Here is a 26,749-nt window from a genome sequence, read left to right as displayed (position 1 = left end):
CGCGAGCAAGCCCGCTCCCACAGGGGTTCGAGGCGTTACACAACCCCCTGTGGGAGCGGGCTTGCTCGCGAAGCAGGCGACTCGGTCTTACGGCTTGAGCGCCTTCTTCGGATAGATGTCATACCGGCTGGACTTGCCATCCAGCGCATGACTCGGCTTCGGCCCTTCGATGCACGGCGCCTTGCGCGGGCGCTTCACCACCACCCGGTGGGTGGCCAGCGCCAACGCCGCTTCGAGCAAGGCCGGCGCATCCGGATCATCCCCCACCAGCGGCCGGAACAGGCGCATTTCCTTCTTCACCAGGGCGGTTTTCTCACGATGGGGGAACATCGGGTCGAGGTAGATCACCTGCGGCGGCTCCCCCTCCCAATTGCGCATCACCTCGATCGAGTTGCCCTTGAGCAAGCGCATGCGCGCCACGATGGGCGCCACGTCGAAATCTTCCGCGCCCCGGGCCAGGCCATCTTCGAGCAAGGCACCGATCAAGGGCTGACGCTCGATCAGGCTCATCTCGCAGCCCAGGCTCGCCAGCACGAACGCATCCTTGCCCAGCCCGGCGGTGGCATCCAGCACACGCGGGCGAACGCCCTGGGCGATACCGACGGCCTTGGCGATCATCTGCCCGCTACCGCCACCGTACAACCGGCGATGCGCCGCGCCACCCTCGACGAAATCCACCCGCACCGGGCCGGGCGCGTCCGGCCCCAGCTGTTGCAGCTGCAAACCCTGGTCACCCACCTGCAACGCGAACTCGCCGTCCGCCACTTGCAGCGGCAGGCCCAGGCGCTCGGCCCATTGCTCGGCCTGGGGCTCGAAGGCCGCACCCAGCGCCTCGACATGGATGCGGCAGGCCGCTGGTTGATCAATCATCGGAAAACACGCTCAAAAAATTAATGATCGGCAAAAACGGCCGATAACAAAACTATCGAGCATTTTGCCAGAGCTGAGCGTCGACCGAGAGAAATGTCAGACATTCAACCCACAATCACAGGTTTTATCTCGCCCTACGGCGATTACAACCTGCGCAACACCCAGGCGCTGAGCGGCGTCAGTCACCTCTGGCAGGATTTCTTTGCCCGTGCGCTGGCCGATCAGTCGGGTGAAGCAGTGCTGCCTGAATCGTTGAATTTTCCACCGGTCGATCTCGACAGCCCGGTTGAGCCCACCGTAGGCAGCGACCTGCTGGCCCACATCGTTTCCCAGCGCGAATGCGACGTGAAGGACACCGAAGTCCGCCCGCCCGAGCCGCTGTTCCTGCCGATTGCCGAATTCGAAATGGACCTGGCCGACAAGCCGTTCCCGCCCTTCCCGCCTGAAGAAATCGTTGCCCAGCAAAAACAGCAGGACTTCGAGAGCGGCTGGGTGCGCCCGATCGTGCTCACCGCCGGCCAACCGTTGCCAGAAACTGGCCCGGCGCCGCAACCGCGGGCGCTGCACCTGCCCATCGCCGAGTTCGAACTCGAGCTGCTGGACAAGCCCTTCCCGCCATTCTCGCCCGAAGAGATGGTGGAGCAACAGAAACAGCTCGATTTCGACAGCCGCTGGGCACGCCCGATCGTGCTGCAGAACCTGCGCCTGGCCGCCTGAGCCTCAACGACAGACCCACCAAGGCCCGACATCCACATGAAAGTGATTGCGATGGGCGGCGTTGTAATCCGGGCTCAACACCACACTGAACAGGCCACAGGCGCCATCGCGGACCTGCCTTAGAAACGCGGCATCCTGGTTACCCTTCGGCCAATCCTTGAGCACGCTGATGGTCCGACCGTCAGCCAGGCGAAAACCGGCGATATCCAGGGCATTAGCCGACGCATGCTGGCTACGCCTGCCATTCTCGCGACTGTAGACATTGCGACAGGCAAAGCTGCCGAGATGATCGACCCGCGTGACGGCTTGCCCATAGACCGCCTGCGCCGCGGGTTGCAGCGCGTGATGCTCGAACAGGGCGAAAGACACCGCCAAGCGGCAACTGGCGAGGAAACTGCTGCTCAGGGCCACGTCACTGCCCTGGACACGCAGGGTATCGGTCAGCGGACATTTGGCGTCCGGGCTATCGGCCTGACGGGTCACGCGCAAACCGGAGCTGCTCAACGCCTGGTCGCACAGCTGCGGATCATCACGCAGACGCATCAGTTTGTAGCGGGTCAGAAGGTTAGGCTCAGCTTTCACATCGAGCGGCGCCCAGGGATTCCACTGTGGCGGCAGGGAGATCCAGCCGCGCCAGACGCCCACTCCCGCCGCTGCAATGATCAACAGCAAAAGCCACCCGCGAAACCGCATCGTCAGCCTTTGAAAAACTGATTGGCCTGGGCATACGGCATGGAGCGCGTCGTGAAGCCGAACGTGCCCGACGTCTTGATCTCTTCGGCGGCGCGATAGAACTCGCCTAACGCCGCCAGGGCCAGCGCCGAGCCGACACTGATGCGCTTGACGCCCATTTCGCCCAGTTGCTCGACCGTCAGCTTCAAGCCGCCGGACATCAACACATTGACCGGCTTCGGTGCCACGGCGCGGACCACGGCCAATACCTCTTCAGCGCTGCGCAACCCTGGCGCATACAACACGTCGGCGCCGGCTTCGGCGAACGCCTGCAAGCGGCGAATGGTGTCGGCCAGATCCGGATTGCCATGCAGGTAATTCTCGGCCCGGGCTGTCAGCGTAAACGCGAAAGGCAAGCTGCGGGCGGCAGCGACGGCGGCCTCAATGCGCGCCACAGCATGTTCGAAGCAATAAATCGGACCGTCCGCACGGCCGGTGAAGTCTTCGATCGAACCGCCGACGGCACCGGCGGCCGCGGCTGCCAGAATGCTTTGTGCGCACTCGGCGGGATCATCGGCAAAGCCGTTTTCCAGATCGACCGCGACCGGCAGGTCGGTGGCGGCAACAATCGCCCGGACGTTGGCCAGGGTGTCGTCCAGCGTCAGGCCGCCATCAGGTCGTCCCTGGGAAAAAGCGTAACCGGCACTGGTGGTCGCCAGCGCCTCGAAACCCAGGCTGGCGAGCATTTTCGCCGAGCCGGCGTCCCACGGATTGGGAATCACAAAAGCCCCTTGGCGTTCGTGCAGGACTCTGAACGCTTGGGCTCGAAGGGTTTGCGCATCCATTGGTAGGCTCCTGTGCAGGAAAACGAGTCCGCTGTCAGAGCAAGCCAAGTTGCTCGGCCGCGGGCTCTCTGTATAGCTCAGGCAGCGCCGGCAAGCCAGGCAGTCGCAACATCAGGCGTGTGTGAAAACGTTGCGCCAGTTTCGCCGCGAGCAGATTGTCGGCGGTGTGCAGGAAGATGTAGGGCGTGCGACCCTCTTCGATCCACAGGGCGATTTTTTCTACCCACGGCTCCAGGAACGGATCGTTGGCTTCAAGCTGCGGATGACCGATGAAACGCACCTGCGGAAATTGCGTGAACGCTGCCGGGCGTGGTGGCACCCGGGGTTTCTTCGATTGGGCGTGAAGCACCGAGGGCTCGGTCGAGGTACAGCTGAACAGCGCACGGGGATCGAGGCAGATACGTTCGACGCCGCGATCGAGTAGAAGGCGATTGAGTTCGCGCTCGCTGTCACCCTTGGCGAAAAAGTCGTCATGGCGCACTTCCACCGCCAATGGCCGCTGCAGCCCATCGATAAATCCGGCCAGCTCCGGCAAGCGTTGTGGTGTGAAGCTCTTCGACAACTGCAACCACAGTGGGGACACCCGCTCACCGAGGGGGCTGAGTAGCTGGGTGAAGGTTTCGGCGGCGGTCAGTTGTTCGCGCAGGTCACCGCCGTGGCTGATCTCGCGGGGAAACTTCGCGGTGAAGCGAAAGTGTCCGGGCATGGCCTCGGCCCAGCGCTGCACGGTGCTGGCAGCCGGGCTCGCGTAGAAGGTCGTATTGCCTTCCACGGCATTGAACACTTGCGCATAGAGATTGAGAAAATCGGCGGGTTTGGCCGCAGGCGGGTACAGGTAATCGCGCCAGGCGTTTTCACTCCAGGACGGACAACCGAGGTAGTAAGGCAGCATCAGATGTACAGGTCGAGGCCCAGCACTTGCGCATCCCAATCGACGAAACTGGCGGTGCTCAGGTAACTGGCCAGCGCCGTTGCCACGCTCTTGCTCATCGCGCGGTGATAAAGCATGTCCTGCTGACGGGCGGGAAGATTGCTGAGCTTTTGCGCGGCGGCCTTGGCGGCACGGGAAGCCAGTTGTTCTTCGCTGGCAAACTCCAGCTCACCCTCGATATCGACGGACTCGTCATGCACTACCTGGTCTTTGCGAGGCTTGCGCTTGATGGGGTAGGACTGAGAGGAAACGCCGTCTATACGCATAGGTGCATGCTCGGTATCAGTAATGGCAGTCTAGTGGCACCCAGGCCACATCGCAAACCGCCTAGTGATAACTAGAACACATAAAAGGCAAAAGGTTTAAAAGCTGGAGTTACAAACTGACGATTGGCTTTGTCAGATAGATCGCCTTCGCGAGCAAGCCCGCTCCCACAGGGTTAGCGGAGATCCTGTGGGAGCAAGCCCACTCCCACAGGGTGTTGGAGAACCTGTGGGAGCGAGCTTGCTCGCGATGGGATCAACTCGGTCTGGAGGATTAACGCGCCTTAGGCGTCGCCACTTTATCCCGCAGATAAACCGGCTGCGCCTCATCCGCCACGATCGCCTCGCCACGCGCCCAGGCAAACCGCGCCAGGGCCAGCAAATCTTCGGCATGAGGCAGCATGCCCGCATCCTGGCCACTCAGGTCGACGGCGATGCGCTCGGCATACCCCCAGCCCGTGCCTGCACCGAACCACTGGCCACTGGCATCGGCCGGCAAGGCAGCCGACTCCGGTGGCAATACCGCTTCAGCGCCGACCAGGCGCATCTCCCCCGCCGTCTCGCGGTAGCAGCCCCAATACACCTCGTCCATACGCGCATCGATGGCCGCCGCGACCTGGCTCACACCATGCTCGCGATAGGCGCGTTGGGCCAGCACGGCCAGGTTCGACACTGGCAACACCGGGCGATCGAGCGCAAACGCCAGGCCTTGCACCACACCGATGGCAATGCGCACGCCGGTGAACGCGCCCGGCCCGCGACCGAAGGCGATGGCGTCGACCGCTTGCAGGGTGGTGCCGGCATCGGCGAGCAACTGCTGGATCATCGGCAGCAGCTTCTGTGCATGCAGGCGCGGAATCACCTCGTAATGGCTCGTCACTTTGCCGTCATGCAGCAAGGCAACGGAGCAAGCTTCAGTCGCGGTGTCCAGGGCCAGCAAGGTGCTCATCGATGTATCCACAAGAGTGATCGGAAAAAAGTGCGTCAGTATAAACAACTACGGCCCGCAAGCGGGCCGTGGAAGATCAAGCGATTTTTCAGCTCAGGGCTGCAAGCACCTTGGCGGTGATTGCTTCAACCGAACCGACGCCTTCGATATGGCTGTACTTCGGCTTGCCATTGGCAGCCGACAGCTCCTGGTAGAAGGCCACCAGCGGCTTGGTCTGCGAATGGTAGACCGACAGGCGATGACGCACGGTTTCTTCGGTGTCGTCCTTGCGCTGCACCAGCTCTTCGCCAGTGATGTCGTCCTTGCCGGCAACTTTCGGCGGGTTGTAGACGATGTGGTAAACGCGGCCGCTGGCCTCGTGAACACGGCGACCGGCGATACGTTGCACGATCTCTTCGTCTTCAACGGCGATTTCAACCACCGCATCCAGCTCGACGCCAGCAGTCACCAGGGCTTCAGCCTGGGGAATGGTGCGCGGGAAACCGTCGAACAGGAAACCGTTGGCGCAGTCGGGCTGGGCGATACGGTCCTTGACCAGGGCGATGATCAAGTCATCGGACACCAGGCCGCCGGCATCCATGATGCTCTTGGCCTTGATGCCCAGCTCGGTGCCGGCCTTGACCGCGGCGCGCAGCATGTCGCCCGTGGAGATTTGTGGAATGCCGAATTTTTCGGTGATGAACTTAGCCTGAGTACCTTTACCGGCCCCGGGAGCTCCCAGCAGAATGACGCGCATCGATGTGCTCCTCAATTTTTTATTTAGATAACGTCAGATTCGCCTCGTGGGGCCAATCTCAAAAATAGGGTCGTGACCGCCCAAACGGCCAAAGGCTGCTCAAGATACACAGCAGGCTGCGCCCACACAAGCCGCCAAAAGTCGGAGAAACCGCTGTCTGTCGTGACCCTGTAACCCGGTTCCCCAAGTCGCAACCCCATCATTAACTGTCGCTTGGCAGCACTTTTGCACCCGCTATCGAAGCACATCCGACGCTCGCGCCGGATGCTCCAAAGCACGACAACAAACCTTAGCCGGTATTGCGCAAACCGGCGGCAATCCCCGCCACAGACACCAGCAACGCCTGTTCTACCGGGCTATCCTGTGCCACATCTCGTTGCCGCGAGCGTGCCAGCAACTCGGCCTGCAATAGATGAAGCGGGTCGAGGTACGTGTTGCGCAAGCGGATGAATTCAAGGGTGGCTGGGCTATGTGCCAGCAGCTGCGACTGACCGGTCAGCCCGAGAACGATGGTGCATGCCTGCGACAATAGGTCGCGTAAGTGCGCGCCCAACGGCAGCAAGTCCGGTTCGACCAGCCGCTCATCGTAAGACCGCGCGATATCCGCGTCGGCCTTGGCCAGGACCATTTCCAGCATGTCGATGCGGGTGCGGAAGAACGGCCATTGCTCACGCATCTGCGCAAGCAGTTCGCCTTCACCGCGCTCCAGCGCCTTGCTCAGGGCCGCTTCCCAGCCGAGCCAGGCCGGCAGCATCAGGCGGGTCTGGGTCCAGCCGAAGATCCACGGGATGGCCCGCAGGCTTTCGATCCCGCCAGCGCGGCGCTTGGCCGGACGACTGCCCAGCGGCAGGCGCCCCAGTTCCTGTTCCGGGGTGGACTGGCGGAAATATTCCACGAACTGCGGATTTTCCCGCACCACGGCGCGGTAGGCGCTGACTCCGTCGGCGGCCAATTCGTCCATCAAGTGGCGCCACTCAGGCGTTGGCGGTGGTGGCGGCAGCAAGGTCGCCTCGAGTACCGCGGCCAGGTACAGGTTGAGGTTTTGCTCGGCGATGTCCGGCAGGCCAAATTTGAAACGAATCATTTCTCCCTGCTCGGTGGTGCGGAAACGTCCAGCCACCGAACCGGGTGGCTGCGACAGGATCGCCGCGTGGGCCGGGCCGCCACCACGCCCCACGGTGCCACCGCGACCATGGAACAACAGCAGTTCCACTTGCTGTTCGCGGCAGATATCCACCAGCCGCTCCTGCGCCCGGTATTGTGCCCAGGCGGCGGCCGTGGTCCCGGCGTCCTTGGCCGAGTCGGAATAACCGATCATCACTTCCTGCGGGCCTTGCAGGCGCGAGCGATAACCCGGCAGCAGCAACAGCTTCTCGATCACCGGGCCGGCGTTGTCGAGGTCGGCCAGGGTTTCGAACAGCGGCACCACGCGCATCGGCCGCAGCACCCCGGACTCTTTGAGCAACAGCTGCACGGCCAGCACATCGGAAGCGGCACCGGCCATGGAGATCACGTAGGAACCCAGCGACGCCCCTGGCGCAGCGGCGATTTCCCGGCAGGTCGCGAGTACTTCGGCGGTGTCGGCCGAGGGCTTGTAGTGGGCCGGCAGCAAGGGCCGACGGTTATTCTGTTCGCGCGTCAGGAAGGTGATGCGCTCTTCTTCGCTCCAGTCCTCATAGCGACCCAGGCCAAGGTAATCGGTGATTTCGGTCATGGCCGCGGTATGGCGCGACGAGTCCTGACGCACATCGAGGCGCACCAGGAACAGGCCGAAGGTCACTGCCCGGCGCAGGCAATCGAGCAACGGACCGTCGGCAATCACGCCCATGCCGCACTCATGCAGCGAGTGGTAGCACAACTCCAGCGGGTCGAGCAGCTCGCGGTTGTTCTGCAACACATCGGCCGGTGCCGGCGTCGGGGTCGACAACGCGGTGTGCGCCCAGTTTCTCGTCGCCCGCAGGCGTTCGCGTAGCTGTTTGAGCACCGCGCGATAGGGTTCGGCGCTGTCGCCTGCCTTGGCCCTCAGTTCTTCACTGGCCTGCTGCATCGACAACTCGGCAGCCAGGTGATCGACATCGCGCAGGTATAGATCGGCCGCCATCCAGCGCGCCAGCAGCAGCACTTCACGGGTCACCGCCGCCGTCACGTTCGGGTTGCCGTCGCGGTCGCCGCCCATCCACGAGGCAAAGCGAATCGGTGCGGCTTGCAGTGGCAAACGCAGGCCGGTGGCAGCGTGCAGGGCCTGGTCGGCCTTGCGCAGGTAATTGGGGATCGCTTGCCACAGCGAATGCTCGATCACCGCGAAGCCCCATTTGGCTTCGTCGACCGGCGTCGGGCGCGTGCGGCGAATTTCTTCGGTGTGCCAGGCTTCGGCGATCAGGCGCTGCAAGGTCGACTTGATCTGCTCGCGCTCGGCGCTGGTCAGGTCGCGATGGTCCTGGGCTGCCAGTTGCGCGGCGATGGCGTCGTATTTCTGGATCAGCGTGCGGCGCGCGACTTCGGTCGGGTGCGCGGTCAGCACCAGTTCGATTTCCAGCCGACCCAGTTGCCGGGCCAGGGCCTCGGCGCCATGACCTTCGGCGCGCAGGCGGGCGAGCAACTCCGGCAGCACCCGCGCTTCGAAGGGCGCGGCCTGGGATTCTTCGCGACGGTGAATCAGCTGGTACTGCTCCGCGATGTTGGCCAGGTTGAGAAACTGGTTGAAGGCCCGCGCCACCGGCAGCAATTCGTCCTCCGTCAACTGGTTGAGGCTGGCGCTCAGTTCGGCGTCCATGGAGCCGCGGCGGTCCGCCTTGGCGCCCTTGCGGATCTGCTCGATCTTGTCGAGAAAGCCGTCCCCGTACTGTTCACGAATGGTATTGCCCAACAACTCACCCAGCAGGTGAACGTCTTCGCGCAAGCGTGCATCAATATCGGTCATCAACAGTTCTCCAGGGAAAAATCCGGTCGACCAGGAACCTTAAGAGTGCCGCTCCAGACCGGTTCTTACAAGCAAGACGACGAAGGGCCTGTAAACCTTTGGCGTTGAAGCTAGTCTCAAGAGTAAGCCGTACAACGGCTGTCGCCGGCGCCTGCCGGACATTCCCCGCCTGCCTGGAGCAGGAGCGCAATGAGGTCATTATGAAAATCCGCGAGCTTGCCAACCACTGGGAAGAAAACGCCAAAGGTCGCCTGACCGATACAGGCTATTCGATTCATCTGGACGTGGAGGCTGCCGCACGGCTTGCGGCGATCATCGAAATGTACCCCAAGCGCAGCCCCGAAGAACTGTTGGGCGAACTGATCGGGGCCGCCCTGGAAGAGCTGGAAAAAAGCTTTCCCTACGTGAAAGGTTCGACCGTGGTCGCCACGGATGAAGAAGGCGATCCGCTGTACGAAGACATCGGCCCTACCCCACGTTTTCTAGCGTTGTCCCGTCGTCATCTGCACGACTTGTCGACCGGTAACGACAAGCAGAAACACTGACTTCCCCGCATTCATCCCCTTCTGAAAACCGCTGCCCGCGCCCCCTTCGAGGGGGCGTGAACAGCCATGTTCATCGCCGCACTCCTCGATATAGAGCCCTGTCCACTGAATCGAAGTTTTTTTCGGTAGCAGGCTAATTTCTCTGAACTTTCGAAAAACGCCTCGGGTCAACCCAGTAACCACGCCTGGGACGGCCGTATCAAAACGCCCCCAAAACGGTAGCTTTCGGCTCCTTGCCCAGGATGGATGTTCACGTTTCTCAGGAGTTAGCCCCATGGAGTTGAAAACGATGAAAACCCGAACTGGCACATTTTCTTCCCTGCACAGCCTGAAAATGGCGGCACTGGCGATCGGCGGCAGCCTGGTACTGGCCGGTTGCGCCGGTAACCCACCCAGCGAGCAATTTGCCGTCACCGAGTCCGCGGTCAACGACGCCGTCAGCGCCGGTGGTACCGAATTCGCTGCGGTGGAAATGAAGGCTGCCCAGGACAAGCTCAAGCAAGCCGAAATTGCCATGCATGACAAAAAGTACGATCAAGCCAGGACCCTGGCCGAACAGGCTGAGTGGGATGCTCGCGTCGCCGAGCGCAAAGCCCAGGCGATGAAAGCCGAACAGACTGTGAAGGACTCTCAGAAAGGAGTTCAGGAACTGCGTCAGGAAAGCCAGCGCACCGTTCAGTAACGGCGCGGCCCGACGTATTTCTTTTCGACTAAAAGGACGAAACCATGATTTCCAAAAGCATGAATTACAAACACGTGATGATCCCTGCCCTGCTGGCCGCAAGCGTCGCCCTGGCTGCGTGCTCCACGCCACCGAACCCCAGCCTTGAACAGGCCCGCACCAACTATGCTGGCCTGCAAGCCAACCCGCAGGCGAGCAAAGTCGCGGCGCTGGAAACCAAGGAAGCCAGCGATTACCTGGACAAAGCCGACAAGGCTTATCTGGACAAGGAAGACGCGGCCAAGGTCGACCAGTTGGCCTACCTGACCAACCAGCGCGTCGAAGTGGCGAAACAGACCATCGCCCTGCGCACCGCCGAAGCCAACCTGAAAAACGCTTCCGCGCAACGGGCCCAGGCCCGTCTGGACGCCCGCGACCAGCAGATCAAACAGCTGCAGGACAGCCTCAACGCCAAGCAGACCGACCGCGGCACGCTGGTGACCTTCGGTGATGTGCTGTTCGCCACCGACAAGGCCGAGCTGAAATCCAACGGTCTGGTGAACATCAACAAACTGGCGCAGTACCTGCGGGACAACCCGGACCGCAAAGCGATTGTCGAGGGCTACACCGACAGTACCGGTACCGCCTCGCACAACCAGTCGTTGTCGGAACGCCGAGCGGGCTCCGTGCGCATGGCACTGGTGAAGATGGGTGTCGACCCGACCCGCATCGTCGCTCAGGGTTATGGCAAGGAATACCCGGTGGCGGATAACACCAGTACTTCGGGCCGGGCGCAGAACCGTCGGGTGGAAGTGACGATTTCCAATGACAACCAGCCGGTGATCCCGCGTTCGGCGGTGAGTGCCAACACTCAATAATCAGTCGTTACACAGCCCCTTGTGGGAGCCAGCCTGCTGGCGATAGCGGTGTATCAATCAACATCAAAGTTGAATGTTCAATCGCAATCGCCAGCAGGCTGGCTCCCACATTTAAGAGCGCCAACACCCAATTAGCAGTCTTACATAGTCCCCTGTGGGAGCCAGCCTGCTGGCGATAGCGGTGTATCAATCAACATCAAAGTTGAATGTTCAATCGCAATCGCCAGCAGGCTGGCTCCCACAGTTGATTTGTGTTTACTGCTCGAGCTTCTGCGGGGTTTCCTGCCCCATGCAACGCACGGCTTTTTTCCGCTCGTTGACAAGCACGCCGGTCAGGCCTTTCTGCTCAGTGTCGAACAATACCAACACCCCATCTATGCACTGCGCCACTTGCGCCGCCGGTTCCAGGGAGACTTTGTAGTCTTCGCCGGGCACGGTCTTGAGCATGGTGAATTCGTTGAGCAGCAACGCATCCTCTGGCTTGGCGAAATGCAGGTAGCCGTACCACCACAAGGCAGCGACGGTGCCCAGGATGCTGCAGATACCGGTGATGATCAGCGGGATGGCGTTGCGTTCTTCACTCATTGCGGGCTCTCTGGTGGTTCATTTTCAGAAGGTTCGGGCGCCGGGTAATTGGGGATTTCGCCCAGGCGGCGCAGGCCGTTGAAATGCTGCGGGTCTTCAAGAAAACGCAGCATGACCTTGCGCCACACCGGGTCGGCGAATGTCTGCACGTGACCGCCACGGGTCAGTTGCAGCACTCTCGGCGGCGGCGCAGCTTGATACAGACGGATGCCGTTGGAAAGAGGCACGATCGGATCGTCGATGCTGTGATAGATCAGTTTCGGCACGCCGTTGAGCTGCGCCATGGAATTGATCGCGCTGTCGCCATCCGGCACCAGCCAGGACAGCGGCACCTGGAACGTCCAGAACACCCATGAATTGCTCAGCGCATAGCGACCGACGCTGCGGTAGCTGGCGGGTACGCCATCGAGCACAAACGCCTTGAGCTGTTTTTGCCGCTCGGGGTGTTGCACCAGGTAGTGAACGGCCATCGCCCCACCGAGGCTTTGGCCCAGCAGGATCAGCGGCTTGCCCTTGACCTCGGGGGCCTGGTCGAGCCATTTGAACGCGGCGTCGATGTCCTGATAGATCGCCGGCAGGCTCGGCTCGCCCTCGGACAAGCCGTAACCGCGGTAGTCCACCAGCAGTACCTGATAACCCTCCTTGGGCAACCACCAGCTGCCGCCCAGGTGCATGGGCAGGTTGCCGCCGTTGCCGTGCAGGTGCAGGACGGTGCCCTTGACCTCGACACCCTTTTTCGCCGGCAGCCACCAGGCGTTCAGCTTGAGGCCGTCGGCGGTGGTCAGGGTGACCTCGCGGTATTCGAGCTTGGCTTTTTCCGGGGTGAACAGCTGGCCGGGCTCGGGGTAGAACAGCAAGGAGCTGCAACCGCTCAGCGCCAGGAGAAGGCAGAAGATGCCGAGGATTCTCATCCGTTGAAACCTCGCGATATATGTGAATATCTGACCCTGTAGGAGCTGGCTTGCCAGCGAACGCCGTAACGCGGTTTACCTGCCGCACCGCGTTATCGTTCTTCGCTGGCAAGCCAGCTCCTACAGAAGGTGTCGTGATTAAAGGATATTGGAGTAATCCGCCTCGATCCGGTCCAGGCTCAGGTGGTTGAGGAAGTTGGAGAAGCACATCCACGCCGACAACGCGTTCATGTCCCGGAATTGTTCCGGCAGGTATTTGGGTGGTACCACTAACCCTTCGTCCACCAGCAGGCGCAAGGTGCGCATGTCTTCCAGGGTGGTCTTTCCGCAAAACAGCAGCGGTATCTGCTCCAGCTTGCCTTTGCGCACCGCCAGCTGAATGTAGTTGTAAATCATGATGAAGCCCTTGAGGTAGGACAAGTCTTTGGTAAAGGGCAGACCTGTCGGCACCGAGCCGCGGAAAACGCGACTGGCGTTGCTGTAGCTCTCGGGCATTTCGAAACCTTGTTCGCGGAAGAACTCGAACACCTGCAGGAAGTCCGCGCCCTCCTCCACCATATGAATGGCGCGAGTGCGGTTGGTCAGTTTGCGCAGGCGACTCGGATAGGAGGCGAAGGTGATGATTTCCATCAGGATCGCCAGGCCTTCCTGGGTCACCGTCGACGACGGCGGGCCCTTGGACAGGAAGGTGCAGATCGGCTGGTTCAGGCCGTTGAGCGTGGTGCCCACGTGCACCAGCCCTTCGTGAACCTCCAGGGCGCGCACGTCGCGCTGGTTGAACATCGCGTCGGAGCGGATCTTGATGTAGTCGGCGCCGGCCGCCGCATCGGCGACGATCCCGTCGGATTCGAACACCCGGATGGTTTCCTCGGCTTCGCCAAACACCTTGTTCAGGCGATGCTGCAACATGTCGACCGCATCCTTGGCCGTCAGCGTCTTCGGTTCATCCTTGAGGTCGCCACGACCGTCGATGTTGTTCAGGTATTCGGACAACATCATGCCCAGGTCGGATAACGTCGGGTCGCCGGCATGGAACGCGTCGGACGCAGCGCCGTACAACTCCTGGGAAATCAGGCCAAAATCCTCGGTGCCGCGCGCTTCGAGCATGCGCACCACCATGCGGTATTCCTTGCACATGCGGCGCATGATCTGCCCGACCGGGTTGAACTGACCCAGCTGGCGGGTGATGTCGCGCTCGATGTTCTGGAACTCCAGCTTCACCTTGCTGGAATCGAAAGCCAACGGACGGTTGAGGTAGTAGTCGCGGTCCACCGCCGGCATTTCCTTGCCCTTGGCCTTCAGGAAACCCTTGCGGATGTTGTCGTCCCATTTGACCGCATCGAGGACGCGAATCGGCGTCTGTGCCAGCACAATGCGATCGGACAAAATGCGTATCGACTGCTGGTAATCGTCCACCCGAAACTCCCGTAGAAATCTTCTGTGCTGGTTTACTTGGCTTTGGCCTGGCGCTGGTAACGCACCACTTCGACGAACACATCGGAATTGGCCGGGTCGTCGAGGTAGGCGGACACCTGGTCCATCTGACTGTTGATCAACACGCCATCGCCGTCGTCGGTCTGAAAGCTCTCGCCGCTCAAGACGTTCTGCCCCAGGGCCTGCTTGATCTGTTCGAGGTCGAGGTTGTACACCACCAGTTCATGCTTGTCGGTGAGCTCAAACCCGCCAATGGTGAAATGCCCGCCGAACTGCGCCGGCACTTTCGCCGAAAGATACCAGCGGCTGCCGTGGCGCGACACGGTGAAGGGATAGGCTTCGCGCTCCTTGGGCCTGGCCCTGAAGTAGCTCACCGCCTGATAGCGATTGTCGCCGATGCGCGTCAGTTCCAGGTTGACCGGCTCACCCCAGGCGTTGGTGCTGGTCCATTTTCCGAGCAACCCCTTGGGCACGGGCTCGCTCGTGGGCAGCGGCTCCTTGAAGGTCACCAGGCAGCCACTGAGCAGCAGGAACGACAAGGCGATCACTACGACACGCCAGACTCTCATTCAACACTCCCTTTGAAACAACACTGTCCACTGTAGGAGCAAGCTCGCTCCTACAGGGATTAAACCGACGCCAGCACCAAATGCATATAACGCGTCAGTATGCCGAGCATTTCCTCTTCGGCGCCCGGCTCGGCGTCGTTGAGCAGGCCCTGATATTCCATCCGTCCGATTATCGCCGTCAACACTTTGGCATCTTGTTGCGGCTCGTGGGAGCCCAGCACCTGGAAGAGCTGGCAGGATCCCTGCAACAGGATTTGCTGATGGGAGCGCACCAATTCGGCCAGGCGCGGGTTCAACAGTGCTTCCTGACGGAACGCCTGCTCGGCCATCAAGTGTTCACGACGGGTCACCAGTTGCCGATGAACATACTCGGTCATCAACCGCGCAATGTCGTCCGCCAGTTTTGAACGCGCCTGCGGGCTGCCGTCGCCGCTGGCGATCATGTCGCGCAGCAGGCCCTCGTTGTTCACCCACAACTTGGCCATGTAGGCCGCGCTGCGTTCCACGTATTGGGCGAAGGTATCGGTGAGCAGGTCATCGATATCCTTGAAGTAGTAAGTGGTCGCCGATAATGGCACTTCAGCCTCAGCGGCTACCGCACGGTGGCGCACGGCCCGTACGCCATCACGCACGACGATGCGCATCGCGGCATCGAGAATGTCCTGTCGACGCTGTTCGCTGCCCTGCCGGCTGGCCTTGCGGCCCTGGTACTGAACGCTTTCAGCGACCGCAGTGGCGATACCCGCTGCACCTTCTTGAGCTATTGCAGAGTTCACGACAGGTATTCCTCTCTACTTCAAAAGTAACTATTTGATACGTTTGTACCAGACAGGCAATAAAAAGCCGCCTATTTCAGGCGGCTTTTTAGTTGAAACACTTACGCTTGCGGCCGCATGTGCGGGAACAGGATCACGTCGCGGATCGATGGGGAGTTGGTCAGCAGCATCACCAGGCGGTCGATGCCGATGCCTTCACCCGCCGTCGGCGGCATGCCGTACTCCAGCGCGCGAACGAAGTCGGCGTCGTAGTGCATGGCTTCGTCATCGCCGGCGTCCTTGTCGGCCACCTGAGCCATGAAACGCTCGGCCTGGTCTTCCGCGTCGTTCAGCTCGGAGTAGGCGTTGGCGATTTCACGACCACCGATGAACAGCTCGAAGCGGTCGGTGACGTTCGGGTTCTCGTCGTTGCGACGGGCCAGCGGCGACACCTCGAACGGGTACTGGGTGATGAAGTGCGGCTGTTCCAGCTTGTGCTCGACCAGCTCTTCGAAAATCATCACTTGCAGTTTGCCCAGGCCTTCGAAGCCCAGCACCTTGGCGCCGGCTTTCTTGGCGATGTCGCGAGCCTTGTCGATGTCGTTCAGGTCGTCGGCGGTCAACTCAGGGTTGTACTTGAGGATCGAGTCGAATACCGACAGGCGCACGAACGGCTCGCCGAAGTGGAACACTTTGTCGCCGTAAGGCACGTCGGTGCTGCCCAGGACCAACTGAGCCAGTTCACGGAACAGTTCTTCGGTCAGGTCCATGTTGTCTTCGTAGTCGGCGTAGGCCTGGTAGAACTCCAACATGGTGAATTCAGGGTTGTGACGAGTCGAAACGCCTTCGTTACGGAAGTTGCGGTTGATCTCGAACACTTTCTCGAAACCGCCAACCACCAAGCGCTTGAGGTACAGCTCTGGCGCGATACGCAGGAACATTTCCATGTCCAGCGCGTTGTGGTGGGTTTCGAACGGCTTGGCTGCCGCGCCACCCGGGATGGTCTGCAGCATCGGCGTTTCCACTTCCAGGAAGTCACGCTTCATCAGGAAGCTGCGGATGTGGGCGATGACTTGCGAACGCACGCGGAAGGTCTGGCGCACGTCTTCGTTGACGATCAGGTCAACGTAACGCTGGCGATAGCGCTGTTCGGTGTCGGTCAGGCCATGGTGCTTGTCCGGCAGCGGGCGCAGGGATTTGGTCAGCAGGCGCACGTTGGTCATTTCAACGTACAGGTCGCCCTTGCCGGAACGGGCCAGGGTGCCTTCGGCGGCGATGATGTCGCCCATGTCCCAGGTTTTCACCGCAGCCAGGGTATCTTCGGACAGGGTCTTGCGGTTGACGTAGACCTGGATGCGACCGGTCATGTCCTGGATCACCATGAACGAGCCACGGTTGAGCATGATGCGACCGGCAACCTTGACCGGGATTGCAGCCTCTGCCAGCTCTTCCTTGGTCTTGTCCGCGTACTGTTTCTGCAGGTCATTGCAGTAGTTTTCGCGGCGGAAGTCGTTCGGGAAGGCATTGCCCTTGGCGCGCTCGGCAGCAAGCTTTTCCTTGCGCAGGGCGATCAGGGAGTTTTCTTCCTGTTGCAGGGCTTGCGGGTCGAGTTCTAGGTCGCTCATGTCTTTAAATATTCCATCTGGTTCGTTGTCCCCGGCCTGCGGCCGGGGATCGCCGGCAAGCCGGCTCCTACAGGGGATCGCGGTGTGTCAGTGTATTACAGACCGGATTTCAGGCTGGCTTCCAGGTATTCGTCGATATCGCCGTCGAGTACCTTGTCGCAGTCGCTGCGTTCGATGTTGGTCCGCAGGTCCTTGATGCGCGAGGCATCGAGAACGTAGGAACGGATCTGGTGACCCCAGCCGATGTCCGACTTGGTGTCTTCCAGCGCCTGGGACGCGGCGTTGCGTTTCTGCATTTCCTGCTCGTACAACTTGGCCCGCAGCATTTTCATGGCGGTGTCCTTGTTGGCGTGCTGGGAACGTTCGTTCTGGCAGCTGACCACGGTGTTGGTCGGTACGTGGGTGATACGTACGGCCGAGTCGGTGGTGTTTACGTGCTGACCACCGGCACCGGAGGAACGATAGGTGTCGATCCGCAGGTCTGCCGGGTTGATCTCGATTTCCACCTTGTCATCGATCTCGGGGGAAACGAACACAGCAGAGAACGAGGTGTGGCGACGGTTGCCGGAGTCGAACGGACTCTTGCGCACCAGGCGGTGCACGCCGATTTCGGTACGCAGCCAGCCAAAGGCGTATTCGCCCTTGATGTGCACGGTCGCGCCCTTGATACCGGCGACTTCACCGGCCGACAGCTCCATGATGGTCGCGTCGAAACCGCGTTTATCGGCCCAGCGCAGGTACATGCGCAGCAGAATGTTCGCCCAGTCCTGGGCTTCGGTGCCGCCGGAACCGGCCTGGATGTCCAGGTACGCGTTGTTCGGGTCCATTTCGTGGCTGAACATGCGGCGGAATTCCAGCTTGGCCAGACTTTCCTCGAGACGGGCCAGCTCGGCGACGACATCGCCCACTGCGCCTTCGTCGTTTTCTTCGACGGCCATGTCCAGCAGGTCACGGCAATCGGCCAGACCGGTGTTCAATTCGTCGAGGGTGTCGACGATCTGCGCCAGCGCAGCGCGCTCGCGCCCCAACTCCTGGGCGTATTCAGGCTTGTTCCAGACACTCGGATCTTCAAGCTCGCGATTGACTTCAGTCAGACGCTCATGCTTTTGATCGTAGTCAAAGATACCCCCGAATGGTTTCGGAGCGCTCGGACAGGTCCTTGATGGTGTTAAGGATCGGGTTGATTTCCATGGCGGGCAGCACTCGTTGGCGAACTTTTGAAAGCCGGCGAGTATACCGGCAAACGGCCGAAAACGGCAGTCCGCCTGGCCGAAAAGACGTGGTTACAGGGGATCTTTGCGATAACGCAGAACCCTGTGGGAGCCGGGCTTGCCCGCGATGAGGGCCTGACAGCCAATACTTTCGTCGACTGACATACCGTCATCGCGGGCAAGCCCGGCTCCCACAGGTTCTATGTCTTTTGGTAGAAATTGCAGATCACTCAATCCCCACCTGATTCCGCCCATTGTGCTTCGCCAGGTACAGCCCCTTGTCCGCCGCCGAGATCAATTCCCGGCAATTGCTGCCTGCCGTCGGGGTGATGGTCGAGAGGCCGATGCTGATGGTCAGGCTCGAGCCTTCGGTCGGGGCTATATGCGGGATCTTCAGCGCCGCCACGGTCATCCGTAGTTTTTCCGCCACCAGGCGCGCGCCGCCGAGGGAGGTGTTGGGCAGCACCAGGGCGAACTCTTCGCCGCCGTAGCGGGCCGGCAGGTCGGAAGGCCGGGCGCAGGCGTCACGAATGGCCGCGGCGACCTGGCGCAGGGCTTCGTCGCCTTCCAGGTGGCCGAAGGTGTCGTTGTAGGTCTTGAAGTAGTCCACATCGATCATCAGCAGCGACAATTGGCTCTGCTCGCGCAGCGAACGGCGCCATTCCAGCTCCAGGTATTCATCGAAATGCCGACGGTTCGACAACCCGGTCAGGCCGTCGGAGTTCATCAGGCGTTGCAGCACCAGGTTGGTGTCGAGCAGCTGCTGCTGGCTGACCCGCAAGGCGCGGTACGCCGCATCACGCTGCAGCAGCGTCATGTAGGAGCGCGAGTGATAGCGAATGCGCGCGACCAGTTCGATGTTGTCCGGCAGCTTGACCAGATAATCGTTGGCCCCGGCCGCGAACGCCGCGCTCTTGATCAGCGGGTCTTCCTTGGTCGACAGGACGATGATCGGAATGTCCTTGGTCGCCGGGTGTTTGCGGTATTCGCGCACCAGGCTCAGGCCGTCGAGGCCGGGCATGACCAGGTCCTGCAGGATCACCGTCGGCTTGATGCGCACGGCATGGGCAATGGCCTGGTGCGGGTCGGCGCAGAAGTGGAAGTCGATATTGTCTTCGTTCGACAACCCACGTCGAACTGCCTCGCCGATCATGGCCTGATCGTCCACCAACAGCACCATGGCGGCATTTTCGTCAGTCTTGAAGTCGTCGAGCTGTAATTCATTCATGTGCGTTCACCTGAAACTGCTTGGGCCAGGATTGCTGTTGAGAGGGTCATTTGGGAAAAAGCTCCAGCAAACGAGGCGCTATCTTTTCCAGCGGGCGTATTTCCACAGCGGCATCGATGGCCGCAGCCGCCTTGGGCATGCCGTACACCGCACTGCTCTGCTGGTCCTGCGCGATGGTCAGGTAACCTTGCTGGCGCATGAGTTTAAGCCCTTGCGCCCCATCACGCCCCATGCCGGTCAACAAAACGCCAACCGCATCACCGTTCCAGTAACTGGCCACGCTCTCGAAAAACACGTCGATGGAGGGCCGGTAGATCTCGTTGACCGGTTCGGCCGTGTAGGCCAGGGTGCCGTTCTTCAACAAACGAATATGGTGATTGGTGCCCGCCAGCAGCACGGTGCCGCCTTGCGGCGGCTCGCCCTCCTGGGCCAGGCGCACCTTCAGGCCGCTGGCGCTGCCGAGCCATTCGGCCATGCCGGCGGCGAAGACCTGGTCGACGTGTTGCACCAGCACGATGGCCGGGGAAAAATCCCGGGGCAGGCCTTTGAGCAGGATTTCCAGGGCCGCCGGCCCGCCAGCGGATGAACCGATGGCGATCAGGCTCTGGCGCGGGCCGCTACTGCGCGCGGGACTCGGTGCCGGTCGCTCCCGATTGCCCTTGTCGCCGATCAGCCAGCCGATGTTCATGATCTTGCGCAACAGCGGCGCCGCCGCATCCTGGGCATTGCCCGCGCCGAGGGCCGGCGTGTCGACCACGTCCAGGGCGCCATGGCCCATGGCCTCGAACACCCGATGCACATTCTGCTGGCGATCGACGGTGACGATGACGATCGCGCAGGGCGTTTCAGCCATGATGCGCCGGGTGGCTTCCACGCCGTCCATCACCGGCATGATCAGGTCCATCAGGATCAGGTCCGGCGTCTGTTCGGCACACTTTCGCACCGCCTCCCGGCCATCGCCCGCTACCCAGATCACCTGATGTGCCGGCTCGAAGGCCAATGCCCGGCGCAATGCTTCCACGGCCATGGGCATGTCGTTGACTATTGCGATCCTCATGCCCGTGCTCCTCCAATGAGCTCAACCACTGCATCGAGCAGGGCGTCGTCGTGAAAGCTGGCTTTGGCTAGATAATAGTCGGCCCCGGCGTCCAGTCCACGACGACGGTCTTCTTCACGATCCTTGTAGGACACCACCATCACCGGCAGCGATTGCAGGCGATTGTCCCGGCGCAACAACGACACCAGCTCGATGCCGTCCATGCGCGGCATATCGATGTCGGTGATCAGCAGGTCGAAATCCTCCGAGCGCAAGGCGTTCCAGCCATCCATGCCATCCACCGCCACGGCCACGTCATAACCTCGATTGAGCAACAGTTTGCGCTGCAGCTCACGCACGGTCAGGGAGTCGTCGACCACCAGGATCCGCTTGCGGGCCGCTTCGACGGCCTGGCTGCTGTGACGCGCGATGCGCTCCAGGCGCCCGGTGTTGAGCAGTTTGTCCACCGAACGCAGCATGTCCTCGACATCGACGATCAACACCACCGAACCGTCGTCGAGCAAGGCCCCGGCGGAGATATCCTGGATCTTGCCCAGACGCTCGTCCAGGGGCAGCACCACCAGGGTCCGCTCACCGATGAAGCGCTCGACCGCAACGCCATAGATCGTATCGCGCTCACGGATCACCACGACTTTCAGGGTTTGCTGAGCCACCTGGTTCGCCGGGCGCTGCAGTAACTGGCTGGCCGCCACCAGCCCGACATGCCGGCCTTCGTGCCAGAAATGCTGGCGCCCCTCGACCTGGACGATATCCGCCGGTTCCAGATCGCACATGCGTTCGATGTGAGCCAGCGGGAAGGCATAGGCCTCGTCGCCGACTTCCACCACCAGGCTGCGCACCACCGACAAGGTCAGTGGCACTTCGAGATGGAAGCGGCTGCCCTCGCCCGCCGTCTGCTCCAGCACCACCGCGCCGCGTAACTGGCGGACCATGTGCTGCACCGCATCCAGGCCGACACCGCGCCCGGAGACTTCGGTGACCCTGTCGCGCAGGCTGAAGCCAGGCAGGAACAGGAACGTCAGCAGCTCCTCTTCACTCAGTTGCGCGGCGGTATCGGCCGGGGACAATTGGCGTTCGACGATGCTGCGCCGCACTTTTTCCAGATCGACGCCATGGCCATCATCGCTCAGCTCCAGCACCAGCAAGCCGGCTTGATGGGAGGCGCGCAGACGGATCACGCCTTCCTCCGGCTTGCCGGCCAACAGGCGTTGTTCCGGGGTTTCGATTCCGTGATCCACGGCGTTGCGCAGCAGGTGCGTCAGGGGCGCCTCGAGTTTCTCCAGGACGTCACGGTCGACCTGGGTTTTCTCGCCCTCGATTTCCAGCCGCACCTGCTTGCCGAGGCTACGACCGAGGTCGCGAACCATGCGTACCTGGCCGGTCAGGACATCGGCGAACGGCCGCATGCGACACGCCAGGGCGGTGTCGTACAACACCTGCGCACGCTGGCTGGCCTGCCAGGCGAACTCGTCCAGCTCGGCGTTTTTTTCCGCCAGTAATTGTTGGGACTCAGCCAGGAGCCGGCGGGCATCTTCGAGGGTTTCCCGGGCTTCGAGGCTCAGGGCCTGGTCCTTGAGATGGACGTTGAGGTTTTCCAGGGCCCGCAGGCTGTTGCTCTGCATGCGCTTGAGCCGCTGCATGGTGGCCAGGTGCGGTTTGAGCCGCAGGGTCTCCACCAGGGATTTGCTCGACAGATCAAGCAGGCTGTTCAGGCGTTCGGCCGTGACCCGCAGCACGCGCTCGCCGTTTTCGGTAGTGCGCCGGGGTTGTTTCGGCGAGACCGGCAGCGGCTCCGACTCTTCCATCACCGGTGCGGGCGCTTCGAGTTGCAGCTCTGCCATCAGCGGCGCGGCGGGTGCCAGGTTCGCTACCTCGGCGGCCATCGGATCGAGCAAACGCCCCATCAACGCGACATAGGCGTCGATTTCCGCAGGCCCCGACACACTGTTCGGCGTCGCGATGCGCATCAGCAAATCGGTGCCTTGCAGCAGCGCGTCGATGTGCTCCGGCCGCAGGTACAGGCGCCCTTCCTGGGCACTGACCAGGCAATCTTCCATGACATGCGCGACGCTGACGCCGGCATCGACGCCGACGATTCGCGCCGCGCCTTTGAGCGAATGCGCCGCACGCATGCACGATTCGAGATGATCGGCCTGGGTCGGATCACGCTCCAGCGCCAACAGACCTGCGCTGAGCACCTGGGTCTGGGCCTCGGCTTCCAGACTGAACAGCTCCAACAAAGAGGAGTCGCGCATTTGCTCGGGGGTCATGTGAGGCTCCGGGTCACGGCGGACAACAACTGCTGTTCATCCAGCCAACGCAGGCTGCGACCTTTGAATTGCAGCACGCCACGGGTGTACTTGGCACTGGCCTGCGCGCCAGAGCGGGACGCCGCGTCGAGGATGCGTTCGTCGATGGCATGAATCCCGTCCACTTCGTCTACCGGCACCACCACCGGACCGCCGTGGGCGGCAATGATCAGCATCCGCGGCATCACCCGCGTGCCGGTGGCCACGCTGCCGACGCTATCGAGGCCCAGCAACTCGACCAACGAGAGGCACGCCACCAGCGAGCCCCGCACATTCGCCACCCCGAGCAAGGCCCGGGAGCGCTGATGCGGCAAGGAGTGAATGGTTTGCAACGGCGCCACTTCCACCAGGCTGCGGGTGGCGAGCCCCAGCCATTCTTCGCCGAGGCGAAACATCAGCAGCGAACGGGTTTGCACCTCGCTCTCGACCTCAACGGACACTGAGCCGCGGTCTTCCTGCTGCAACGCGTAACGGTCCAGCAGACGCGTTGCGGCCGCCGAATACACCGCGCAATTGCGGCAATGGATGTGTTCGATCAGCAGCGGGCAGGACTTGTCGCCATGGATGCCGATACGGTTCCAGCAATCATCGATGGCCTGGGCATCTTCATGGGTGACGCTCAAGGAGTCGGAGGCGATCATCGTTTACGCTCACTGTCAGCGGCGCGCTCGCTGCGGGCGGCGCGGTCCTGCAATCGTCTGGCTCCCGCGGTATCGCCCTGGGATTGCAGCAAGGCGGCAAGGTGCATCAACGCGTCGGCATGTTGCGGTTCGAGGTACAACGCCTTGCGATAAAAACCCTGGGCTTCGAGGACACTGCCGGCGACATCGCTGAGCAGTCCCAGCCAATAGAACACCTGGGCCACCGGTTCGTGGTGGCGCAGATAATGATCGCAGGCGGCGCGGGCTTCGGCACTCTTGCCTTCATTGGCCAGCGCGGCGACGTTGGCCAGCAGCGCGGCGGCCTCGAAGTTGTTCGGTTTAAGCGGGTGCGATGCCTGCGCAACGCTGGCGAACGGGCGCCGTTGAGTCGGTACCGGCGCAATCCGGCGCACAGGTTGCGGCATCGGCAACGGCGTGGGGACGAATGCCGGCAGAGGTTCGGGCTCTGGAGCGCTATGACGACTGAAGGCAAAGGACTGCGCGATGCCAATCGAGCGCATGCCCAGGCGCCCCAGCAGGCTGCCTTCGGCCGGGCCGATAAACAGCACGCCGTCGACATGGGTCAAGCGCTTGAGCACCTCGAAAACCTGGTTTTGCGTCGGCAGGTCGAAGTAGATCAGCAGATTGCGGCAGAACACGAAGTCGTAGGGCGGCTCGCTGGCGAGCAAGGCCGGATCGAGCAGATTGCCGACCTGCAGGCGCACCTGATCGAGGACCCGAGCGGTGAGTCGATAGCCGTCGTTCTCGGCGCTGAAATAGCGGTCGCGAAAGGTTATGTCCTGTCCGCGAAAGGAATTCTTGCCGTACAACGCACGTCGCGCCTTGTCCACCGACAGCGGGCTGACGTCCATGCCGTCGACCTTGAACTGATGCGGCTTGAGCCCGGCATCCAGCAGTGCCATGGCGATCGAATAAGGCTCTTCACCGGTGGAACACGGCAGGCTGAGAATCCGCAGGGCGCGCATGTTGTTGAGATCGGCCAGGCGTCTGCTCGCCAGTTTCGCCAGGGTGGCGAAGGATTCCGGGTAACGGAAAAACCAGGTCTCGGGGACGATCACCGCTTCGATCAACGCCTGCTGCTCGTCGCTTGAACACTGCAAGGTGCGCCAGTACTCGTCGGCCGTTTGCGCCTGGGACGCAGCACTGCGTTGACGCACCGCACGCTCGATGATCGCCGGGCCGACTGACGTCACGTCGAGGCCGATGCGTTCCTTGAGGAAATCGAAAAAGCGCTGGTCGCTGCTCATCGCTGCGCCTCCAGCCCGGTCAGGTCCAGGGGTGGCGTCGGGTACAACAGCGCACGCACCTGATCGTCCAGCAACTCGGCCACCCGCACCCATTGCAACAATCCCTGGGCATCCTCACGCACGGGCCCCAGATACCGCGCCTGGGGATTGTCCAGGCCATAGGGCTGAAAATCCGCCGGGTCGCAACGCAAGGTGTCGGTGGCCCGTTCCAGGATCAGCCCGAGCAATTGCGCCTCGGCGGTTGCCTCCGGGCGATAATGCACCAGGACCAACCGCGTGCTGGTGCGCGCCTGCGCGGGCGTACCGAAGGTCAATGCGCTGAGGTCGATAACCGGCACCACCGCGCCGCGATAGGCCAATACCCCGGCCACCCAGTGCGGCGCCTGGGCAATCGGCTTCAATGGCAGGCGCGGCAGCACTTCCGCCACCTCGATCGCCTGCAAGGCATAACGCTCGTGACCGATGCGGAACACCAGAAACAGCGCATGCGCCGCCTGTTTCACGACGACGCGCCTGGCCGTGAGTTCGCTCATCAGACTTTGAATCGCGAGACGCCGCTACGCAGCCCGACGGCCACCTGGCTCAGCTCGTCGATAGCGAAACTGGCCTGGCGCAGGGATTCGACGGTCTGGCTGCTGGCATCGCCCAATTGCACCAGCGCGTGGTTGATCTGCTCGGCGCCGGTGGCCTGGGCCTGCATGCCTTCGTTGACCATCAATACCCGCGGCGCCAGCGCCTGGACCTGATGGATGATCTGCGACAGCTGTTCGCCGACCTGCTGCACCTCGAACATGCCACGGCGCACTTCCTCGGAGAACTTGTCCATGCCCATCACACCGGCCGACACCGCCGATTGAATCTCGCGCACCATCTGTTCGATGTCGTAGGTGGCGACGGCGGTCTGGTCCGCCAGGCGCCGCACTTCGGTGGCGACCACGGCAAAACCGCGACCGTATTCGCCGGCCTTCTCGGCTTCGATCGCCGCGTTGAGCGACAACAGGTTGGTCTGGTCGGCGACCTTGACGATGGTGACTACCACCTGGTTGATGTTGCCGGCCTTCTCGTTGAGGATCGCCAGCTTGGCGTTGACCAGGTCGGCGGCGCCCATCACCGAATGCATGGTTTCTTCCATGCGCGCCAGGCCCTGTTGCCCGGAGCCGGCGGCCACCGAGGCCTGGTCGGCGGCGGTGGACACTTCGGTCATGGTGCGCACCAGGTCACGGGAGGTGGCGGCGATTTCACGGGAAGTCGCGCCGATTTCAGTGGTGGTGGCGGCCGTTTCGGTGGCGGTGGCCTGTTGTTGCTTGGAGGTCGCGGCGATCTCGGTGACCGAGGTGGTTACTTGCACCGACGAGCGCTGAGCCTGGGACACCAGAGAGGTCAGCTCGGCCATCATGTCGTTGAAGCCGGTTTCCACGGCACCGAATTCGTCCTTGCGCTCAAGATTCAGGCGCGTGCTCAGATCGCCCGTGCGCATGATTTCGAGGATTTGCACGATGCGATTCATCGGCGCCATGATCGCGCGCATCAACAGCAGGCCGCAGAGGCCGGCGGCCAGCACGGCGAACACCAGGGAAATACCCATGATGACTTTCGCGGTGATCACCGCATCGTCGATGGCTGCAACAGCCTGGTCTGCCACGGCTTTGTTGTGACGCAGAATTTCGCTGAGCTTCATGCGCCCGGCCGTCCAGGTCGGGGTCAGCTCTTCGTTGAACGTCCTGATGGCTTCGGCGTCCTGATTGCGTTTATGCAACTCGGTAACGGCAATCAGGATCCGGTGGTAATCCGCGTGGAGTTTTTCAAACGCGGCGTACTCGACCTTGTCCTCGTCCGTGGTGACCGTCTGGCGATAAAGCTCCATCTGGTCCAGCAGACGCGCGGAGAAGTCCTTGAAGTCTGACGCATCCTTGGCGGTGAAGCCCTGCCCCTGTTCCAGGCCGAGCATCTCCAGCATCCGCAGATAACTGTCGGACCAGGCGCCGCGCACCATCGAGCTGTAATACAACCCCGGCAGCGCATCCTCACGAACGCTGGCTTCGCTGCTCTCGATCTTCAACAGGCGCGAATACGAGACGACCACCATCAGCAACATGATGGCGATAATTACCGCAAAGCTCGCCAAAATGCGTTGGCGCAACGTCCAGTTCTTCACAGTCAATCCTCGGG

26 protein-coding genes are annotated in these 26,749 nt (G+C 61.9%); 4 read left to right on the top strand and 22 right to left on the bottom strand.

The window, feature by feature from the left end:
* Window positions 1–87 precede the first annotated feature (87 nt).
* Window positions 88–870, bottom strand: a complete 783-nt coding sequence (locus ACM6I6_RS08995; protein WP_406591885.1) for a class I SAM-dependent methyltransferase — start codon at window positions 868–870, stop codon at window positions 88–90.
* 93 nt (window positions 871–963) lie between these two features.
* Here ACM6I6_RS08995 and ACM6I6_RS08990 point away from each other — a divergent pair, with 93 nt between their 5' ends.
* A complete protein-coding gene (locus ACM6I6_RS08990) occupies window positions 964–1,587 on the top strand; it encodes an energy transducer TonB (protein ID WP_323628184.1) in 624 nt (207 codons plus the stop codon).
* 3 nt (window positions 1,588–1,590) lie between these two features.
* Here the strand turns inward: ACM6I6_RS08990 and ACM6I6_RS08985 are convergent, their stop codons facing one another.
* The 7 genes from ACM6I6_RS08985 to ppc form a co-directional block, all read right to left on the bottom strand.
* Window positions 1,591–2,280 carry an extensin family protein gene (locus tag ACM6I6_RS08985; RefSeq protein ID WP_274077186.1) on the bottom strand — a complete coding sequence of 230 codons (690 nt, stop codon included), beginning with the start codon at window positions 2,278–2,280 and terminating at the stop codon, window positions 1,591–1,593.
* A gap of 2 nt (window positions 2,281–2,282) precedes the next feature.
* Complete coding sequence (locus ACM6I6_RS08980; RefSeq protein WP_408599878.1) at window positions 2,283–3,104, bottom strand: oxaloacetate decarboxylase; 822 nt, start codon at window positions 3,102–3,104, stop codon at window positions 2,283–2,285.
* Between the two features lie 34 nt (window positions 3,105–3,138).
* On the bottom strand, window positions 3,139–3,996 hold the full coding sequence (locus tag ACM6I6_RS08975; RefSeq protein ID WP_414919780.1) for a DUF72 domain-containing protein: 858 nt from the start codon (window positions 3,994–3,996) through the stop codon (window positions 3,139–3,141).
* Window positions 3,996–4,301, bottom strand: coding sequence for a hypothetical protein (locus tag ACM6I6_RS08970; RefSeq protein WP_274077188.1), 306 nt, complete (start codon window positions 4,299–4,301; stop codon window positions 3,996–3,998). Before ACM6I6_RS08970 ends, ACM6I6_RS08975 begins: the two co-directional genes overlap by 1 nt.
* 271 nt (window positions 4,302–4,572) lie before the next feature.
* Entirely contained in the window at window positions 4,573–5,247 is a 675-nt protein-coding gene (gene tsaB / locus ACM6I6_RS08965; protein ID WP_414919779.1) for a tRNA (adenosine(37)-N6)-threonylcarbamoyltransferase complex dimerization subunit type 1 TsaB, read from the bottom strand.
* 88 nt (window positions 5,248–5,335) lie between these two features.
* Window positions 5,336–5,983, bottom strand: coding sequence for an adenylate kinase (gene adk / locus ACM6I6_RS08960; RefSeq protein ID WP_274077190.1), 648 nt, complete (start codon window positions 5,981–5,983; stop codon window positions 5,336–5,338).
* Between the two features lie 289 nt (window positions 5,984–6,272).
* Window positions 6,273–8,903, bottom strand: a complete 2,631-nt coding sequence (gene ppc / locus ACM6I6_RS08955; RefSeq protein WP_414919778.1) for a phosphoenolpyruvate carboxylase — start codon at window positions 8,901–8,903, stop codon at window positions 6,273–6,275.
* Between the two features lie 200 nt (window positions 8,904–9,103).
* On the opposite strand from ppc, the gene ACM6I6_RS08950 reads away from it, so the two are divergent.
* The 3 genes from ACM6I6_RS08950 (at window position 9,104) to ACM6I6_RS08940 (ending at window position 10,987) form a co-directional block, all read left to right on the top strand.
* Window positions 9,104–9,448 carry a pilin assembly protein gene (locus ACM6I6_RS08950; protein WP_274077192.1) on the top strand — a complete coding sequence of 115 codons (345 nt, stop codon included), beginning with the start codon at window positions 9,104–9,106 and terminating at the stop codon, window positions 9,446–9,448.
* Between the two features lie 274 nt (window positions 9,449–9,722).
* A complete protein-coding gene (locus tag ACM6I6_RS08945) occupies window positions 9,723–10,130 on the top strand; it encodes a DUF4398 domain-containing protein (RefSeq protein ID WP_274077193.1) in 408 nt (135 codons plus the stop codon).
* Window positions 10,131–10,189: 59 nt separating this feature from the next.
* Window positions 10,190–10,987, top strand: a complete 798-nt coding sequence (locus ACM6I6_RS08940; protein ID WP_274077216.1) for an OmpA family protein — start codon at window positions 10,190–10,192, stop codon at window positions 10,985–10,987.
* A gap of 255 nt (window positions 10,988–11,242) precedes the next feature.
* On the opposite strand, the gene ACM6I6_RS08935 is transcribed toward ACM6I6_RS08940, so the two are convergent.
* The 14 genes from ACM6I6_RS08935 to ACM6I6_RS08870 all read right to left on the bottom strand — a co-directional run bounded on the left by ACM6I6_RS08935 (window position 11,243) and on the right by ACM6I6_RS08870 (window position 26,735).
* Window positions 11,243–11,572, bottom strand: coding sequence for a hypothetical protein (locus tag ACM6I6_RS08935; protein ID WP_274077194.1), 330 nt, complete (start codon window positions 11,570–11,572; stop codon window positions 11,243–11,245).
* Window positions 11,569–12,483, bottom strand: coding sequence for an alpha/beta hydrolase (locus ACM6I6_RS08930; RefSeq protein ID WP_323608731.1), 915 nt, complete (start codon window positions 12,481–12,483; stop codon window positions 11,569–11,571). The genes ACM6I6_RS08935 and ACM6I6_RS08930 overlap by 4 nt, the downstream gene beginning before the upstream one ends.
* A gap of 138 nt (window positions 12,484–12,621) precedes the next feature.
* A complete protein-coding gene (locus ACM6I6_RS08925; protein WP_274077196.1) occupies window positions 12,622–13,899 on the bottom strand; it encodes a flavohemoglobin expression-modulating QEGLA motif protein in 1,278 nt (425 codons plus the stop codon).
* A 32-nt stretch (window positions 13,900–13,931) separates the two neighbouring features.
* Window positions 13,932–14,486, bottom strand: a complete 555-nt coding sequence (locus ACM6I6_RS08920) for a hypothetical protein (protein ID WP_323628190.1) — start codon at window positions 14,484–14,486, stop codon at window positions 13,932–13,934.
* A 59-nt stretch (window positions 14,487–14,545) separates the two neighbouring features.
* Window positions 14,546–15,262 carry a TetR/AcrR family transcriptional regulator gene (locus tag ACM6I6_RS08915; protein WP_274077198.1) on the bottom strand — a complete coding sequence of 239 codons (717 nt, stop codon included), beginning with the start codon at window positions 15,260–15,262 and terminating at the stop codon, window positions 14,546–14,548.
* A 101-nt stretch (window positions 15,263–15,363) separates the two neighbouring features.
* A complete protein-coding gene (lysS, locus tag ACM6I6_RS08910) occupies window positions 15,364–16,866 on the bottom strand; it encodes a lysine--tRNA ligase (protein ID WP_274077199.1) in 1,503 nt (500 codons plus the stop codon).
* Window positions 16,867–16,961: 95 nt separating this feature from the next.
* Window positions 16,962–18,057, bottom strand: a protein-coding gene (gene prfB / locus ACM6I6_RS08905; RefSeq protein WP_109790603.1) for a peptide chain release factor 2 whose coding sequence is annotated in 2 segments (ribosomal slippage) — window positions 16,962–17,984 and window positions 17,986–18,057 — 1,095 coding nt in all. Because the reading frame shifts where the segments join, the coding sequence is not laid out codon by codon here.
* Between the two features lie 246 nt (window positions 18,058–18,303).
* Window positions 18,304–19,305 (bottom strand): PleD family two-component system response regulator, encoded by a 1,002-nt coding sequence (locus ACM6I6_RS08900; protein WP_323608729.1) that lies wholly within the window; start codon window positions 19,303–19,305, stop codon window positions 18,304–18,306.
* 46 nt (window positions 19,306–19,351) lie between these two features.
* Window positions 19,352–20,362, bottom strand: a complete 1,011-nt coding sequence (locus ACM6I6_RS08895; protein WP_406591879.1) for a chemotaxis response regulator protein-glutamate methylesterase — start codon at window positions 20,360–20,362, stop codon at window positions 19,352–19,354.
* Window positions 20,359–22,632 carry a hybrid sensor histidine kinase/response regulator gene (locus ACM6I6_RS08890; protein WP_414919777.1) on the bottom strand — a complete coding sequence of 758 codons (2,274 nt, stop codon included), beginning with the start codon at window positions 22,630–22,632 and terminating at the stop codon, window positions 20,359–20,361. The genes ACM6I6_RS08895 and ACM6I6_RS08890 overlap by 4 nt, the downstream gene beginning before the upstream one ends.
* Window positions 22,629–23,312: a chemotaxis protein CheW gene (locus tag ACM6I6_RS08885; protein ID WP_414919776.1), complete on the bottom strand. Its 684-nt coding sequence runs from the start codon at window positions 23,310–23,312 to the stop codon at window positions 22,629–22,631. The genes ACM6I6_RS08890 and ACM6I6_RS08885 overlap by 4 nt, the downstream gene beginning before the upstream one ends.
* On the bottom strand, window positions 23,309–24,580 hold the full coding sequence (locus ACM6I6_RS08880; RefSeq protein WP_414919775.1) for a CheR family methyltransferase: 1,272 nt from the start codon (window positions 24,578–24,580) through the stop codon (window positions 23,309–23,311). The genes ACM6I6_RS08885 and ACM6I6_RS08880 overlap by 4 nt, the downstream gene beginning before the upstream one ends.
* Window positions 24,577–25,113 carry a chemotaxis protein CheW gene (locus ACM6I6_RS08875; protein WP_414919774.1) on the bottom strand — a complete coding sequence of 179 codons (537 nt, stop codon included), beginning with the start codon at window positions 25,111–25,113 and terminating at the stop codon, window positions 24,577–24,579. The genes ACM6I6_RS08880 and ACM6I6_RS08875 overlap by 4 nt, the downstream gene beginning before the upstream one ends.
* Complete coding sequence (locus ACM6I6_RS08870) at window positions 25,113–26,735, bottom strand: methyl-accepting chemotaxis protein (RefSeq protein WP_414919773.1); 1,623 nt, start codon at window positions 26,733–26,735, stop codon at window positions 25,113–25,115. The genes ACM6I6_RS08875 and ACM6I6_RS08870 overlap by 1 nt, the downstream gene beginning before the upstream one ends.
* Window positions 26,736–26,749 lie beyond the last annotated feature (14 nt).

Source organism: Pseudomonas sp. IT-P218, assembly GCF_949767605.1.
GTDB classification, from domain to species: domain Bacteria; phylum Pseudomonadota; class Gammaproteobacteria; order Pseudomonadales; family Pseudomonadaceae; genus Aquipseudomonas; species Aquipseudomonas putida_AE.
Note: the sequence above shows the minus strand (reverse complement) of the source record. Positions and strands in the feature narration are given on the sequence as shown.